20 protein-coding genes are annotated in these 15762 nt (G+C 61.8%); 11 read left to right on the plus strand and 9 right to left on the minus strand.

Annotated elements, in window-relative coordinates:
* The first annotated feature begins 12 nt into the window (after positions 1-12).
* Positions 13-525 (plus strand): methylated-DNA--[protein]-cysteine S-methyltransferase, encoded by a 513-nt coding sequence (locus ACXX83_RS14210; RefSeq protein WP_458548872.1) that lies wholly within the window; start codon positions 13-15, stop codon positions 523-525.
* Between the two features lie 89 nt (positions 526-614).
* On the opposite strand, the gene ACXX83_RS14215 is transcribed toward ACXX83_RS14210, so the two are convergent.
* Positions 615-1208, minus strand: coding sequence for an NUDIX domain-containing protein (locus ACXX83_RS14215; RefSeq protein ID WP_458548873.1), 594 nt, complete (start codon positions 1206-1208; stop codon positions 615-617).
* A 57-nt stretch (positions 1209-1265) separates the two neighbouring features.
* Positions 1266-1703 (minus strand): hemerythrin domain-containing protein, encoded by a 438-nt coding sequence (locus ACXX83_RS14220; RefSeq protein WP_458548874.1) that lies wholly within the window; start codon positions 1701-1703, stop codon positions 1266-1268.
* 145 nt (positions 1704-1848) lie between these two features.
* Between ACXX83_RS14220 and ACXX83_RS14225 the strand changes: the two genes are divergently transcribed.
* The gene (locus tag ACXX83_RS14225; protein ID WP_015094412.1) at positions 1849-2274 is read left to right on the plus strand and encodes a GNAT family N-acetyltransferase; all 426 of its coding nucleotides are present in this window, start codon (positions 1849-1851) and stop codon (positions 2272-2274) included.
* A gap of 132 nt (positions 2275-2406) precedes the next feature.
* On the opposite strand, the gene ACXX83_RS14230 is transcribed toward ACXX83_RS14225, so the two are convergent.
* Complete coding sequence (locus tag ACXX83_RS14230) at positions 2407-2757, minus strand: hypothetical protein (RefSeq protein ID WP_217835692.1); 351 nt, start codon at positions 2755-2757, stop codon at positions 2407-2409.
* Positions 2758-2905: 148 nt separating this feature from the next.
* Between ACXX83_RS14230 and ACXX83_RS14235 the strand changes: the two genes are divergently transcribed.
* The 9 genes from ACXX83_RS14235 to ACXX83_RS14275 all read left to right on the plus strand — a co-directional run bounded on the left by ACXX83_RS14235 (position 2906) and on the right by ACXX83_RS14275 (position 7906).
* Complete coding sequence (locus ACXX83_RS14235; protein ID WP_008015571.1) at positions 2906-3154, plus strand: hypothetical protein; 249 nt, start codon at positions 2906-2908, stop codon at positions 3152-3154.
* Positions 3155-3174: 20 nt separating this feature from the next.
* Positions 3175-3504, plus strand: a complete 330-nt coding sequence (locus ACXX83_RS14240) for a DUF6388 family protein (RefSeq protein WP_015094410.1) — start codon at positions 3175-3177, stop codon at positions 3502-3504.
* Positions 3505-3529: 25 nt separating this feature from the next.
* Entirely contained in the window at positions 3530-4234 is a 705-nt protein-coding gene (locus tag ACXX83_RS14245; protein WP_015094409.1) for a YoaK family protein, read from the plus strand.
* A 199-nt stretch (positions 4235-4433) separates the two neighbouring features.
* Entirely contained in the window at positions 4434-4826 is a 393-nt protein-coding gene (gene tusD / locus ACXX83_RS14250) for a sulfurtransferase complex subunit TusD (protein WP_007977064.1), read from the plus strand.
* Position 4827: 1 nt separating this feature from the next.
* A complete protein-coding gene (tusC, locus tag ACXX83_RS14255; protein WP_015094407.1) occupies positions 4828-5190 on the plus strand; it encodes a sulfurtransferase complex subunit TusC in 363 nt (120 codons plus the stop codon).
* Positions 5190-5483: a sulfurtransferase complex subunit TusB gene (tusB, locus tag ACXX83_RS14260; protein ID WP_126046369.1), complete on the plus strand. Its 294-nt coding sequence runs from the start codon at positions 5190-5192 to the stop codon at positions 5481-5483. The genes tusC and tusB overlap by 1 nt, the downstream gene beginning before the upstream one ends.
* Positions 5480-5815 carry a TusE/DsrC/DsvC family sulfur relay protein gene (locus ACXX83_RS14265; protein WP_015094405.1) on the plus strand — a complete coding sequence of 112 codons (336 nt, stop codon included), beginning with the start codon at positions 5480-5482 and terminating at the stop codon, positions 5813-5815. Before tusB ends, ACXX83_RS14265 begins: the two co-directional genes overlap by 4 nt.
* The gene (locus ACXX83_RS14270; protein WP_015094404.1) at positions 5812-6813 is read left to right on the plus strand and encodes a glycosyl transferase family protein; all 1002 of its coding nucleotides are present in this window, start codon (positions 5812-5814) and stop codon (positions 6811-6813) included. The genes ACXX83_RS14265 and ACXX83_RS14270 overlap by 4 nt, the downstream gene beginning before the upstream one ends.
* Positions 6814-6904: 91 nt before the next feature.
* Positions 6905-7906, plus strand: a complete 1002-nt coding sequence (locus ACXX83_RS14275; protein WP_458548876.1) for a glutathione S-transferase family protein — start codon at positions 6905-6907, stop codon at positions 7904-7906.
* 127 nt (positions 7907-8033) lie between these two features.
* On the opposite strand, the gene cysG is transcribed toward ACXX83_RS14275, so the two are convergent.
* The 6 genes from cysG to ACXX83_RS14305 form a co-directional block, all read right to left on the minus strand.
* Entirely contained in the window at positions 8034-9428 is a 1395-nt protein-coding gene (cysG, locus tag ACXX83_RS14280; RefSeq protein WP_458548878.1) for a siroheme synthase CysG, read from the minus strand.
* Positions 9429-10709 carry a serine--tRNA ligase gene (serS, locus tag ACXX83_RS14285; protein WP_104447773.1) on the minus strand — a complete coding sequence of 427 codons (1281 nt, stop codon included), beginning with the start codon at positions 10707-10709 and terminating at the stop codon, positions 9429-9431. It abuts the gene before it with no gap.
* 16 nt (positions 10710-10725) lie between these two features.
* Entirely contained in the window at positions 10726-11100 is a 375-nt protein-coding gene (gene crcB, locus ACXX83_RS14290) for a fluoride efflux transporter CrcB (protein WP_008049383.1), read from the minus strand.
* Positions 11100-12422, minus strand: coding sequence for a replication-associated recombination protein A (locus tag ACXX83_RS14295; RefSeq protein ID WP_015094400.1), 1323 nt, complete (start codon positions 12420-12422; stop codon positions 11100-11102). Before ACXX83_RS14295 ends, crcB begins: the two co-directional genes overlap by 1 nt.
* Positions 12423-12570: 148 nt before the next feature.
* Positions 12571-13194 (minus strand): outer membrane lipoprotein periplasmic chaperone LolA, encoded by a 624-nt coding sequence (lolA, locus tag ACXX83_RS14300; RefSeq protein ID WP_015094399.1) that lies wholly within the window; start codon positions 13192-13194, stop codon positions 12571-12573.
* A gap of 66 nt (positions 13195-13260) precedes the next feature.
* Complete coding sequence (locus ACXX83_RS14305) at positions 13261-15672, minus strand: DNA translocase FtsK (protein WP_015094398.1); 2412 nt, start codon at positions 15670-15672, stop codon at positions 13261-13263.
* Positions 15673-15762 lie beyond the last annotated feature (90 nt).

A 15762-nucleotide genomic window follows, 5' to 3' on the forward strand; every position in this document is an offset into this window, starting at 1 on the left:
GCGAGCCCTGGCATGACCTATACCTGCATCACCGTGGATTCCCCGGTCGGCCAGTTGAAGCTGGTGGCGAACGGTTCGCGACTGGCAGCCATCCTCTGGGAAAACGACAAACCCGGGCGGGTGCGCCTCGACCCGATGAGCGAGGCGCCGGACAATCCGATCCTGATGCGCACCGCCGCGCAACTAAGCGAATATTTTTCCGGCACCCGCGATCGCTTCGAACTGGAACTGGACTTTGCCGGCACGCAATTTCAGAAAAAGGTCTGGGCGGCGCTGCTGACCATCCCGTTCGGCGAGACCCGCAGCTACAGCCAGATCGCCGAACAGATCGGCAACCCGGCGGCGGTCAGGGCGGTGGGTGCGGCGAATGGCAAGAACCCGATTTCGATCGTGGCGCCGTGTCACCGGGTGATTGGTGCGTCGGGCAAGCTCACCGGGTTTGCCGGCGGGCTGGAAGCGAAGGCGTTGTTGCTCACCCTTGAAGGCGGGCAAACGCCCGGCACCGCGCGCCTGCCCGGCTTTTGACCTTGTAGGAGCTGCCGCAGGCTGCGATCTTTTGATCTTGCATTTAAAAGATCAAAAGATCGCAGCCTGCGGCAGCTCCTACGGGGAGATCAGGATTGATTGAAAAGGTTTTTCATCGCCGCATACTGCAGCAGCATGATGGTCTTGGCGTCGCAGATCTCGCCACGGTAGAACGCTTCGAGTGCATCGTCGAACGCCCACTCCAGCACTTCCAGTTCTTCGGTTTCCGCCTCCAGCCCGCCACCGTCGCTGACTTTCGACCTGGCGTCGTATTCGGCAATGAAGAAGTGCAGTTTTTCCGTCACCGAACCGGGGCTCATGAACGCTTCGAACACCTTCTGCACATGGTGCACGCGGTAACCCGTCTCCTCCTCCGCTTCATCGCGGATGCGGTCTTCAGGCGCCGCGCCTTCCAGCAACCCCGCCGCCACTTCGATCAACAGCCCGTCGTAACCGTTGACGAACACCGGCAGGCGAAATTGCCGGGTCAGTACCACGGTTTTCTTTTCGCGGTTGTACAAGAGAATCGCCGCGCCGTTGCCACGGTCGTAGACCTCCCGGACCTGGCGTTGCCACTCGCCGTTGTTGCGTTGGTAATCGAAGGTGATTTTCTTCAGCAGGTACCAGTCGTGGGACAACACCTGGGACTCCAGGATGTTGACCCGCTCGGCTGTGTTCGACATGACAACGCGTCCTGTTATTTGTCAGAGAGTGCACATGTTAGGTGAAAACCTGCCTCCTCAAGCAAGTTGCGCCTTGTACTCCTTCTCGTATTGCCCGGCCAACGACTCTTTCTGTTTGTCGTCGAGCAGCTTGCCGGCCATCTGGAAGAACTTCTGCTCTTCTTCCTCGAGGTGGTGATGCACCTTCTCCGAGAGCTTCTTCGCGGTCACCAGCCAGGCCGGGCTGGACATTTCGGTGTCATCGAGCGCCTCCATCATTTCGTCCATTTCGTGATGTTCGGCGATGCCATGACGGCTGAGGTCGACCCCGTTGTCGAACTTCATCAGCGGAATGTAGAAATGCCGCTCTTCGGCCGTGGCGTGAGCCTGCAATTCTGACTTGAGTTGCTTGTACGCCTCGATCCGCTCAGGCGTATCGCCGCTGGTACGGATCAGCGCCTTGGCATAGGTCCGTTGGCGTTCGTGGCTTTCGCGCAAGGCTTCAAAAATGTTCACGGGGCGTTGTCCTCATCAGCGGCGTCAGGAGTGACGCGTCTTAAGGAATGACAGCTGTGGGTTGGCGACGGTTCAACTTTCCCGGGGATGGAACAATCACAGCAACCGGGATAGGCTGCGGCTTCACTGCCATAAGGATATAGCCATGAACCTGCGTATCGAACTGTCGCAAAACCCCACGGAAGAGCAACGCCAGGCCATCCTCAAGCCATTGCGCGCCTACAACGGCTCGAAGGCCGAAGGCAACGTGCCCGAGCACATCGCCTTGCTGGTGCGCGACGACAACGACGAGATCCTCGGCGGCCTGCATGGCCGATTGTTTTACCAGTGGCTGTACATCGACTTGCTGGTGGTGCCGGAACAGGCACGGGGACAGGGCCTGGGTTCGAAACTGATGCAGATGGCCGAGGACCTGGCGCGGGAACGGCATTGCGTCGGTCTGTGGCTCGACACCTTCGAATTCCAGGCGCCGGAGTTCTACAAGAAATGCGGCTACAGCGAGATCGGGCACATTGCCGATTACCCGCCGGGGCACAAGCACTTTTTCTTCCAGAAGCGCCTGAGCTATTGATCCATACCGCCCCCCTGTAGGAGCGAGCTCGCTCGCGAAAAAAACCGGAACGCCGCGGGGTGTCAGGCACCCAGCGTTTTCGTTGACGACCATCGCGAGCAAGCTCGCTCCTACAGGGGGTACAGCGTCAGATCAGAGGCAAGTCGCCAACGCCGCCAACCGGCGCTTGGCCACGAAATCATCCTTCTGTGCGTAGTAGCTCAACACCGTGCCCGAGGCATCGCTGGTCACGTCGACGAAGGACTCCGCCGAACGGGTATAAACGGTCGTGCCGCCCTTCTCGCCAGGTTCCAGATAGGCGGCGGCATCAACGCCGAACACAGCCTCGTCCTGCCAGGAAAACTGTACGCACTGGGCGACGTCCTTTCCCGGTTTTTCCGAGTTCAGGGTCTTGTACGGGGCTTTGGTGCGGGCGTCGTTCATCGCCGAGCTGGCGCATCCGGCCAGCAACGTCACGGCCAGCGCCACCATCAGAATTCGCATTGCATTCACTCATCGGGAAAAAGCGGACTTTATCACCCCGGCAGCCCGTATCGTTCTGCTTTACTGCATTTATACCGCGACAGCGCACAACGATTCGCGCACCCTGTCGCGCCAATAACGCCCCATCGCACCCCTGACTGGAAATCTGATGACACCTAATGCCGAGTTCTACAAACCGAGCACTGAATATGCCGACAAGCTGATCAGCCAGATCGGGCAGACGCCGTCCTGGATCGCCAAGCGAATCGGCGTCACCGACAAGCGGATTCGCTACATCCTCGACGGCGAAAGAACCGTCAAAGGCGAAACCACGCCGATCCAGATGACCTACACCGAGCAGTTTGCCCTCGAATGCCTGGCGGCAGCGGCCAAGGCCAGCAAGAAGCAATCCTCGTAATCCGTTCTCAAGGAGCGACCATGGCGGCAACCGAGCAGCAACATGAGCAGGCACTGAAGCGATTTCTCGACGAACGCCCCGAGTTGCGCCACGACCTCGACAACCTCAACCCGTTGCAGGCCCAGGCCAAGGGTGAAACCCCGGCGCAGTACCGCGACGAACGCTTGCACGAAGCCTTCGAAGCCGAGGCGGAACGACAAGGATTGTTCGCCTGGGAGCTGACGCTGCAACTGACGGCTGCTACGGCCGAAGACTACGAAGCGCAGCGCCTGGAAGTGCACCGGGAAGTCGCGGAAATGGCCGGCATGGACTGGCTCGAGTATTGCGAGTTGAATGGGATAAAACCCTAAGCACTGTTCAAGGACACCATCGCCCATGCTGCCCAACACCGCCAGGACCCACGCCAGCCCCGGTCACTTGCACACGCAGAAATGGCGCGGGCGCATAGGCCTGAGCCTGGTGGCCATGCTCTCGGTACTCGCCGGCATGACCGACGCCATCGGCTTCATGGCCAGCGGCGACTTCGTCTCGTTCATGAGCGGCAACACCACCCGGATGGCTGTCGCCATCAGCACTGGCGACCTTGGCTTGACCCTGCGCCTGGTGATACTCGTTGCCACCTTCATCGTCGGCAACGCGCTGGGCATTATCGTCAGTCGCCTGGGTCGCCGCCGGGCCCTGCCGCTGCTGTTGTGCATCGCCACCCTGCTGTGCGCTGCCGCAGCCTGGCCTTATGAGGCGCAACTGCCGGCCCTGCTGGCGGCGATCATTGCAATGGGCATGCTCAACGCCGCGGTGGAAGAAGTGAACGGCCTGCCGGTGGGCCTGACTTACGTTACCGGAGCCCTGTCGCGTTTCGGCCGCGGACTGGGCCGCTGGATGCTCGGCGAGCGCCGTAACGGCTGGCGCGTACAACTGATTCCCTGGACCGGCATGTTCGCCGGTGCGGTACTCGGTGCCGTGCTGGAACATCACCTGGGGCTCAAGGCGTTGTTTGCCAGTGGCCTGCTGGCTGCCGCGCTCGGGGTATTGTCGTTGAAGATCCCGCGGCGCTGGCAGTTGGGGTACATGCCGCGCTGAGTCTTGTGTTGACTGTGGTGCCGCCTTCGCGAGCAGGCTCGCTCCCACAGTGGACCTGTGGTGATTGCTGATTTGTATCCGACACAAATCCCTTGTGGGAGCGAGCCTGCTCGCGAAGAGGCCCGCCCGGACAACATCCATTTAGCCGCCCCGCCGATAAAGCTTTATCATGGCCGCAGTTTCGCTGATCGAGTCTGTCATGAAGTTCGCCATCGCCGTGTTTTCCGCCGCCCATGCGCCCTCCTCGCGCCGCGCCCTGCTATTCGCCCAAGCGGCGCTGGCCGGCGGGCATGAGATCGTCCGGCTGTTTTTCTATCAGGACGGTGTCTACAACGCGTCCGCCAGCGTGGTCACGCCCCAGGATGAAGCGGACTTGCCCAAGCAATGGCGCGCCTTTGTCAGCGACCATCAACTCGATGGCGTGGTGTGCATCGCCGCCGCGCTGCGTCGTGGCGTCTTGAATGAAGAAGAAGCCCGGCGCTATCAGCGCGAGGCCGTTGCCGTCGGTGCGCCGTGGGAATTGTCCGGCCTCGGCCAATTGCATGACGCGGCGCAGGATGCCGACCGCCTGATCTGTTTCGGAGGCGCATGACATGGCCAAATCCATATTGATCATCAGCCGCCAGTCGCCATGGTCCGGCCCGGGCGCGCGGGAAGCGCTGGATATCGTGCTGGCCGGCGGCGCCTTCGATCTGCCGATTGGCCTGTTGTTTCTCGATGACGGCGTGTTCCAGCTGGCCGCCAGCCAGAACGCCAGGGCCTTGCAACAAAAAGACCTGAGCGCCAACCTGCAAGCCCTGCCAATGTTCGGTGTCGAGGAACTGTTCGCCTGTGGCGACAGCATCGCCCGGCGCGGCCTCGACCCGAGCGGCCTGGCGCTGGAAGAAGCCCGGGTGTTGGCCGCCCACGAAATCACCGCCCTCATTGACCGCTACGACCAGGTGATCACCCTCTGATGTCGACTTTGCATGTGTTGTCTCACTCCCCGTTCGGCGACGAACGCCTGACCAGTTGCCTGCGCGTGATCGGCGCCAACGACGGCTTGCTGCTGTCCGGCGATGCCGCCTATGCGTTGCAGCCAGGCACCGCGCCGTTCACGGCACTCAGCACCCGTGGCCTGAAACTGTTCGTCCTGGCCGAAGATGCCCAGGCCCGTGCGCTGGTGGTTCCGGACTGGGCCCGGGCCATCGATTACCCGGCCTTCGTCGAACTGTCGATTCACTATGACAAGGTCAACAGTTGGCTATGAATGCATTGACGGTCGGTGCCCGCGCCATCGAGCTGGACAAGGACGGCTTCCTGGTCGAACTGAATGACTGGTCTGCCGATGTGGCCAGCGCCCTGGCGGCTGCCGAAGACATCGAGTTGACGCCCGAGCACTGGGAAGTCCTCGAACTGTTGCGCAGTTTCTACGCCGAGTTCCAGCTGTCACCGGCCACCCGCCCGTTGATCAAGTACACCGCATTGAAACTCGGCCCGGAAAAAGGCAACAGCCTGCACCTGAACCGACTGTTCAAAGGCACCCCCGCCAAACTCGCCGCGAAGCTGGCGGGCCTGCCCAAACCGACGAATTGCTTATGACCGATTACCCAGCACTGACTCTCGAAACGCCCGCCGAGCACCCGTTCGCCCAGTTCGTGCGGATCCTTGGCAAAGGCAAGCGCGGCGCCCGTGACTTGACCCGGGTCGAGGCCCGCGAGGCCATGGGCATGGTGCTTGATGAAAAGATCGAGGAAACCCAGCTCGGCGCGTTCCTGATGCTGTTGCGGCACAAGGAAGAAAGCGCCGAGGAAATGGCCGGGTTCACCGAAGCCTTGCGCGAACGCCTGAACCCTCCGGCGCTGGCGGTGGACCTGGACTGGCCGACCTACGCCGGCAAGAAACGGCACTTGCCGTGGTACCTGTTGGCGGCCAAGTGCCTGGCGCAAAACGGCGTACGGATTTTCATGCACGGCGGCGGCGCCCACACGGCCGGTCGCCTGTACAGCGAGCAACTGCTGGGTGAATTGAACATCCCGCTGTGCCGCAACTGGCAACAGGTCGGCTCGGCACTGGATAACGGCGGCCTGGCCTTCATGCCGCTGGTGGACTGGGCACCGCAGCTGCAACGGATGATCGACCTGCGCAACACCCTCGGTCTGCGCTCGCCGATCCACTCGCTGGCGCGGATTCTCAATCCGCTGGGTGCGCGTTGCGGCCTGCAGAGCATTTTCCACCCCGGCTATCAGGCCGTGCATCGCGATGCCAGCGGCTTGCTCGGCGATACCGCGATCGTGATCAAGGGCGATGGCGGCGAAATCGAGATCAACCCGGACGCCGACAGCCATCTGTACGGTACCACTGGCGGCCAGAGCTGGGACGAGGAATGGCCGCAGTTGTCGGCGCAACGTCATGTCAAACCCGCCTCGCTCGATCCCGAGCACCTGAAAGCGGTGTGGCGTGGCGATGTGGTCGACAGCTACCCGCAAATGGCCCTGATCTCGACTATGGCCCTGGCCCTGCGTGGACTCGGCCAGAGCCGCGAACAGGCCTTTGAAACCGCCGGGCAATACTGGGCCGCGCGCAACAAATCGATTTAACCGATCATTCACGCCCGATCTTTGCGCTTTTTGTTCGAACCCATGGGAATAGACTCGACTCCAACGAATATTGGCTTCTGGAGTCTTGAGCATGGGTTTGTTAGTCGATGGCCGCTGGCAGGACAAGTGGTACGAAAGCAGCAAGGACGGCGCGTTCCAGCGTGAACAGGCGCAGCGTCGCCACTGGCTGACCGCAGATGGCAAGCCGGGACCGAGCGGCGTCGGCGGTTTTGCCGCAGAACCCGGTCGCTATCACCTGTACGTGTCCCTGGCCTGTCCGTGGGCCCATCGCACCCTGATCCTGCGCAAACTCAAAGGCCTCGAAAGCCTGATCGACGTTTCGGTGGTCAGTTGGCTGATGCTGGAAAACGGCTGGACCTTCGACAAAGCCCTGGGCTCCACCGGCGACAAGCTCGATCACTTTGACTTCATGCACCAGCGCTACACCGCCGATACCGCCGACTACAGCGGCCGCGTCACCGTGCCGGTGCTGTGGGACAAACAGCACAAACGCATCGTCAACAATGAATCATCGGAAATCATCCGCATGTTCAATAGTGCCTTCGACGATCTGACCGGTAACGACCTGGACTTCTACCCGGCGCCGCTGCGCGGTGAGATCGATGCGTTGAACGAGCGGATTTATCCGGCGGTGAACAATGGCGTGTACCGCGCCGGGTTTGCCACCTCGCAACAGGCTTATGAACAAGCCTTCGACGAGGTGTTTGCCGAACTGGACCGCCTGGAGCTGCTGCTGGGCGCCAACCGCTATCTGGCTGGCGAATACCTGACCGAAGCGGACATCCGCCTGTTCACCACGCTGATTCGCTTCGATGCGGTGTACTACGGGCACTTCAAGTGCAACCTGCGGCGGATTGCGGATTATCCGAACCTGTCGAACTGGCTGCGGGAGATCTATCAGTGGCCGGGGATTGCCGAGACGGTGGATTTTGAACACATCAAGCACCACTACTACGCAAGCCATCGCACCATCAACCCGACGGGTGTGGTGCCCAAGGGGCCGGCGCAGGACTTTACCGTGGCCCATGACCGGGAGCGGTTGAGCGGGAAAGGGGTTTGGCGCAAGGCCTGAGTCTGAGCTGAGTTTTGCGGTGGATGTGAGGGCCTCTTCGCGAGCAAGCCCGCTCCCACAGGGATTTGTGTCGTTCACGAATCCAATGTGGGAGCGGGCTTGCTCGCGAATGGGGGCAACTCGGACTTCAGACCTGCCCCTGAGCCCCTTCGAACCACGCCAGTTTCTCGCGCAGTTGCACCACTTCACCCACGATCACCAGCGTCGGCGCATGCACTTCATGCTCCGCCACCAATCGTGGCAAGTCGGCCAGGGTTCCGGTAAACACCCGCTGATTGACCGTGGTGCCCTGCTGGATCAACGCCGCCGGGGTATCAGCACCGCGACCATGTTTGATCAACTGCTCGCAGATGATCGGCAAGCCCACCAGGCCCATGTAGAACACCAGCGTCTGCGCCGGCGCGACCAGATCGGCCCACGGCAAATCGGTTGAGCCGTCCTTCAGGTGCCCGGTGACAAAGCGCACCGATTGCGCGTAATCGCGGTGGGTCAGCGGAATCCCGGCATAAGCCGCGCAACCACTGGCCGCCGTGATCCCCGGCACGACCTGGAACGGGATGCCATGGGCCGCCAGTTCTTCGATCTCTTCACCGCCACGACCGAAGATGAACGGATCGCCGCCCTTCAGTCGCACTACACGCTTGCCCTGTTTGGCCAGGTCCACCAATTGCTGGTTGATCTGATCCTGCGGCACCGCGTGATCGGAACGGCGCTTGCCGACGTAAACCCGCTCGGCGTCGCGACGGCACAGTTCGAGAATCGCCGGCGCCACCAGACGGTCGTACAGCACCACGTCGGCTTGCTGCATCAGACGCAGTGCCTTGAACGTCAGCAGATCGGGATCACCTGGCCCTGCGCCCACCAGATAGACTTCACCGGTCGCAACAGGAGCTTCACCATCGATTTTCGCCTGGAGCAAACGCTCGGCTTCAGCACCCTGCCCGGCCAGTTGCCGATCGGCAACCGGGCCCTGGAAAACATCCTCCCAGAACGCCCGACGCTGCTGCACATCCGGAAACAGGCCTTTGACCTGATGGCGAAAACGCGCCGCCAGGCCGGCCAGTTGACCGTAGGTGGAAGGAATCCAGGTTTCGATCTTGGCGCGGATCAAGCGTGCCAGCACCGGCGCATCGCCACCGCTGGACACGGCAATGATCAGCGGCGAGCGGTCGACGATGGCCGGGAAGATCACGCTGCACAGGGCCGGCGCGTCCACCACGTTGACCGGCACGCAACGCCGATGGGCATCGGCGGAGACTTGTGCGTTGAGCGCTTCGTCGTCGGTGGCGGCAATGATCAACCCGCAACCGTCCAGGTCCGCCTCGGCGTAGCCACGCAACAGGCACTCGCCACCGCTGCCGGCAACCAGTTCGCGCAGTTGCGCTTCGATTTCAGGTGCAACCACCCGCAGCAGCGCACCGGCATCGGCCAGCAGGCGGGACTTGCGCAAGGCAATTTCCCCCCCACCGACGACCAACACACGACTGCCGCGAAGGTTGTGAAACAGCGGCAGATATTTCATTTAGCCGATGACCTCAAGGCCACCCATATACGGCTTGAGAACCTCAGGCACACGGATCGAACCGTCGGCCTGCTGATAGTTCTCCAGCACCGCCACCAGGGTGCGACCCACTGCCAGGCCAGAGCCGTTCAGGGTGTGAACCAGTTCCGGCTTGCCGGTTTCCGGGTTGCGGAAGCGCGCCTGCATGCGGCGGGCCTGGAAGTCGCCACAGTTGGAGCACGACGAGATTTCGCGGTACTTGTCCTGGCTCGGGATCCACACTTCCAGGTCGTAGGTCTTGACCGCGCTGAAGCCCATGTCGCCGGTGCAAAGCGCCAGGGTGCGGTAAGGCAGTTCCAGCAGTTGCAGGACTTTCTCGGCGTTGGCGGTCAGGCCTTCCAGCGCTTCCATCGACTTCGACGGCTCGACGATCTGCACCATTTCAACCTTGTCGAACTGGTGCTGACGGATCATGCCGCGGGTGTCGCGGCCCGAAGCGCCGGCTTCACTGCGGAAGCACGGGGTGTGGGCGACGAACTTGATCGGCAGCAGTTTCGAATCGACGATTTCACCGGCGACGATGTTGGTCAGCGACACTTCGGCGGTCGGGATCAGGTACAGGTCGGCCTCGCCTTCGCGGGCGATCTTGAACAGGTCTTCTTCGAACTTCGGCAGCTGACCGGTGCCTTGCAGCGCCGGGGCCTGGACCAGGTAAGGCGTGTAGGCCTCTTCGTAGCCGTGCTCGGTGACGTGCAGGTTGATCATGAACTGCGCCAGGGCACGATGCAGACGGGCGATCGGGCCACGCAGCAGGGCGAAACGGGCGCCGGACAGCTTGGCGGCGGTTTCGAAGTCCAGCCAGCCGAACTTCTCGCCCAGGGCAACGTGGTCCTGAACCGGGAAATCGAAGGCAGTCGGGGTACCCCAACGGCGCACTTCGACGTTGCCCTCTTCGTCTTCGCCGACCGGCACGGATTCGTGCGGCAGGTTGGGAATGCCCAGCAGGATCGAGTCCAGTTCGGTCTGGATCGCGTCCAGTTCGACTTTACCGGCGCTCAATTCGCCCGCCATGCGCTCGACATCCGCCATCAGCGGCGCGATGTCTTCGCCACGCTGCTTGGCCTGACCGATGGATTTGGAGCGCGCGTTACGTTCAGCCTGCAGTGCTTCGGTGCGGGTCTGGACGGTCTTGCGCTGTTCTTCCAGCGCTTCGATGCGCGCAACATCCAGCACAAAGCCACGGGATGCCAGGCGGTCCGCTACGTCCTGAAGGTTGCTACGTAACAGTTTGGAATCGAGCATGTCGGTTTCTCGTTTATCAAAGTTTGGTCAAGGACAGGCCGGCCCAGGTGGCAAGCAGCCCGCCGAATACGCTGAGCGCCGCATAACCCAGGGCCAGCGGCACTTGCCCGCTTTCCAGCAGGCGCACCGTATCCAGTGAAAAGGATGAAAAAGTCGTCAGCCCCCCGAGGAAGCCGACCATCAACCCGGCGCGCACCTCGATGGGAACCTCCGGGCGTATCAAAAACAGACCGTATAGAACGCCGATCAGCAAACAGCCCACGATATTAACGGCCAGCGTCGCGGTATAGAAGTGCCGCGGCCAATTCGCGTTGATCCAGTTACCCGTGGCAAAGCGCAACAGCGTGCCGGCCATCCCGCCGACGGAAACCGCAACGATCAAGGGAAGCACTATTTTCTCCGCTGCCGGGGGCTTAAACGGTCGAGTTTTGCCAGGTGGTTGAGTTTTTCGCCGATCTTCAACTCCAGGCCACGGGGCACCGGCTGATAGAACGGAATCGGGTCGAGTTCTTCGGGGAAATAGTCTTCCCCGGCGGCATAAGCATCCGGTTCGTCGTGGGCATAGCGGTATTCGTCGCCATAGCCCAATTGCTTCATAAGCTTGGTCGGCGCGTTGCGCAGGTGCAGCGGCACCTCCAGCGAGCCGTGTTCGGCGGCGGCGCGCAATGCGGTCTTGAAGCCCATGTACACCGCGTTGCTTTTTGGCGCGCAGGCCAGATAGGTGATGGCCTGGGCCACCGCCAGTTCGCCTTCGGGGCTGCCGAGACGCTCCTGCACTTCCCAGGCCGCCAGGCACAGGCTCAGGGCACGCGGGTCGGCGTTGCCGATGTCTTCGCTGGCCATGCGCACCACGCGCCGGGCCAGGTACAGCGGGTCGCAACCGCCATCGATCATGCGCGCGAACCAGTACAGCGCGCCATCTGGGTTGGAGCCGCGCACCGATTTGTGCAGCGCCGATATCTGGTCGTAGAAGGCTTCGCCACCCTTGTCGAAGCGTCGACGGGTGTCGCCGAGCAGGCTCTGAAGGAGCTCGGTGCCGATCTCGCTGTTGTCTTCGGCCAGGTCCGAGGCGTTTTCCAGCAGGTTGAGCAGGCGTCGACCATCGCCGTCCGCGGCCGACAGCAGCATCTGGAAGCCTTCATCGCTGAGGGTCAGGTTGCGCTTGCCCAGGCCCCGCTCTTCGGTCAGCGCGCGCTGCACCAGTTTGCGCAGGGCCGCTTCGTCGAGGCTCTTGAGCACGTAGACGCGGGCGCGGGACAGCAAGGCGTTGTTGAGTTCGAACGAAGGGTTTTCCGTGGTCGCGCCGATGAAAATCAGCGTGCCGTCCTCGACATAAGGCAGGAACGCGTCCTGTTGGGACTTGTTGAAACGATGCACTTCGTCGACGAACAAAATGGTGCGGCGGCCGTACTGCGCGGCCTGCTGCTTGGCGATTTCCACCGCCTGACGGATCTCCTTGACCCCGGCCAGCACCGCCGAGACCGTTTCGAAGTGTGCATCCGAGACTTCCGCGAGCAATCGCGCCAGGGTGGTTTTGCCCACACCCGGCGGCCCCCAGAAAATCATCGAATGCAGGGCACCCTGCTCCAGCGCCTCGCGCAAGGGCTTGCCGCGAGCGAGCACGTGTTCCTGACCGACGTACTCGTCCAGGTTGGCCGCGCGCAGGCGGGCGGCCAGGGGCTGGGCGATGGGGGTACTGCGAAACAGGTCCATGACTATCTACAAAACCTCACTGATTCTCTATCCCTTGTAGGAGCGAGCCTGCTCGCGATGGACATTAACGATAACGCTGGCAGCCTGACACCCAGCGGTGTCCTTGAGTCCATCGCGAGCAGGCTCGCTCCTACAGGGGTTCTGCGTTTTATTCCTGGATCACGTCCGCCCCTTTAGGGATGTCGAACTTGAACTTGGACGCCGGGATCGGCTCGTTGGCCTTCACCCCGGTGAACAGGATATTGGTGCGCTGGCCCACGCTGTCGATCAGTTGCATGTCGTTGACCAGACCATTGCGGAACGACAGGCGCAGGCTGTCGAACAGGGTGTCCTTGGTCTTCGGCTTCAGGGTGAAGTCGATCACGCCGCCGGCTTCCTTGGCGCTGATGTCGAAGCTCTGGCTGATCTTGGACACGTCACCGGACAGCAGCAAGGCCGGGGTCTGGGTCAGGCGCTGGTCGAGGTTCTTGATGGTGGCCTGTTCCAGGTCCGGATCCCACAGGGTGACCTTCTTGCCATCGGACACCATGGTCTGTTCGGCCGGTGCATCGGTGTGCCAGTAGAACAGGCCCGGGCGCTGCAGGGACATGTCGCCGGAGGTTTCCTGCAACTGGGTGCCGGTGCCATCAAGGGTCAGTTGCGAAAAACGCGCAGTCAGGGTCTGGGATTTTTCCAGCAGTTGGGTCAGGCGTGCCACATCCTTGTCATCGGCGTTAGCCTGGAGCGTGGTCAAAGCCAGTACCGGCAGCAACAGCATGCGGATCAGACGCATGGGAGTCCTCATAACATTCGTGGGATTGCGAGCGGCGCCAAAGGGCGCCACCCTTTCATATTCGTGTCAGTCACGCACCGGGCCTGGGGCCAGGACTTCACGCGAACCGTTGGTGTTCATGGACGTCACGACCCCGGCCATTTCCATGGCTTCGATCATGCGCGCGGCGCGGTTGTAGCCGATCTTGAGCTTGCGCTGAACCGCGGAAATGGAGGCGCGACGGCTTTCCAGCACGAACTGGACCGCTTCGTCGTACAGCGCGTCGGCCTCGGGATCGTCACCGTCGCCGCCCCCGCTGCTGCCTTCGAAGCCGCTGCCCGCCTCTTCGACGCCATTGAGGATGTCGTCGTTGTATTCCGGCGCGCCCCGCAGCTTCCAGGCCTCCACCACGCGGTGAACCTCATCGTCGGACACGAAGGCACCGTGAACACGAATCGGCAGACTGGTGCCCGGCGGCATGTACAGCATGTCACCGTGGCCCAGCAGTTGTTCGGCGCCACCCTGGTCGATGATGGTCCGCGAGTCGATCTTGCTCGATACCTGGAACGCCATGCGGGTCGGGATGTTGGCCTTGATCAGACCGGTGATCACATCCACCGACGGACGCTGGGTCGCGAGGATCAAGTGAATGCCGGCCGCACGCGCCTTCTGGGCGATACGCGCGATCAGTTCTTCAACCTTCTTGCCGACGATCATCATCATGTCGGCGAATTCGTCGACCACCACCACAATGGTCGGCAGCTTTTGCAGGAGCGGCGCTTCGTCGTGGATGCTTTCGCGCTTGTACAGCGGATCGCTCAACGGCTCGCCGGCGTCCTGGGCTTCCTTGACCTTGGCGTTGAAGCCCGACAGGTTTCGCACACCCATCTTGGCCATCAGCTTGTAGCGACGCTCCATCTCGGCAACGCTCCAGCGCAGGGCGTTGGCGGCGTCCTTCATGTCGGTGACCACAGGGCACAGCAGGTGCGGAATGCCTTCGTAGATCGACAGTTCCAACATTTTCGGGTCGATCATGATCAGCTTGGCGTCTTCCGGGCCAGACTTGAACAGGATCGACAGGATCATCGCATTCACGCCCACCGACTTACCGGAACCGGTGGTACCGGCCACCAGCAGGTGCGGCATCTTCGCCAGGTCGGTGATGACCGGTTTGCCGCCGATGTCGTGGCCCAGGGCCAGGGTGACCGGGGATTTGAAGTTGTCGTACTCGGGGGTCGACAATACCTCGGAGAAACGCACGATCTGCCGGTCTTCGTTGGGAATCTCGATACCGACCGTGGTCTTGCCCGGAATCACTTCCACCACGCGCACGCTGGTCACGGCCAGGGAACGGGCCAGGTCTTTGGCCAGGTTGGCGATGCGGCTGACCTTGACGCCAGCGGCGGGCTGGATTTCGTAACGGGTAATCACCGGACCCGGGTGGATCGAGTCCACGGTCACTTCGACGCCGAACTCCTTGAGCTTGATTTCCAGCAGGTGACCGACCGCCGCCAGGGATTCGGGCGAGTAATTGAGCTGTTTCTTTTCCGCGGGATCAAGAATCGAGATCGGCGGCAAGGTGCCTTCAACGGCGCTGTCGACGAACAGTGGCGCCTGCTTCTCTTTTTCCACGCGCTTGCTCGGCGCGGCAGGTTTTGGCGGCGCGGGCGCAATCACCGGCGGCACCTGCTTCTCGCGCTCGGACATGTGCTTGCTCAGGGCCTGCTCACGCTCGATCAACCGCTCCTTGACCTTGGCCTGTTCGCGCTTGTCGGTGACTGTCGGCGCAACCACTTCATCCATACGGTCATCGACTTCACGCAGCTGGGCGACCAGCTGTTTGCGTTCGGTACGGGCCGCCCACCAGCGATTGGCCGCGCCCTGGAACAGTTCGAACAGGTCGAGGGTGATCTTGCCGGTGATGTCCATCACCTTGAACCACGACAGGTCGGTAAACACCGTAAGACCGAACAGGAACAACGCGATGAACAGCAGCGTACTGCCCTGGATATTCAGGGCGTTCCTCGCCAGTTCGCCGAGGCTTTCGCCCAGCGCCCCGCCCGCACCTGCCGGCAGACCGGTCGCGGCATGAAAATGGATATGGGCCAGCGCGGCACCCGACAGCACCAGGAACACCAGGCCGATCAGGCGCCAGGAGAATAGCCAGCCGCTCCACTGCCAAGGCTCGTGACGCTGACGGAAGATCTGGTACGCCTTGACCGCCAGCAGCAACGGGAAAATGTAGGCGAAGTAACCCAGCACCATGAACAGGATATCGGCGCTGTAGGAGCCCGCGGGCCCGCCGAAATTCTGCACGTCGTCGATCTTGCTGTTATGGCTCCAGCCCGGATCATCCTTGCCATAGGTCAGCAAGGCCATCATCAGGAACAGGCACAGGGCACCGATGGCGATCAGCGCACCTTCCTTGAGTCGGTAGTGCAAGTGCTGGCGCCAGAGCGGTACGACGGCTGGTTTAGGTGCTGCGGTGGATTTCTTCAAAACGCTTCTTTTCCTGCGCCAATGGCGCGTCCATCTGTTGAATGTCTAAAAAACCGCCCAATCCAGGCAGGTAAAAAAGTTAACACAGGT

This window comes from Pseudomonas sp. GNP012, from assembly GCF_054343835.1.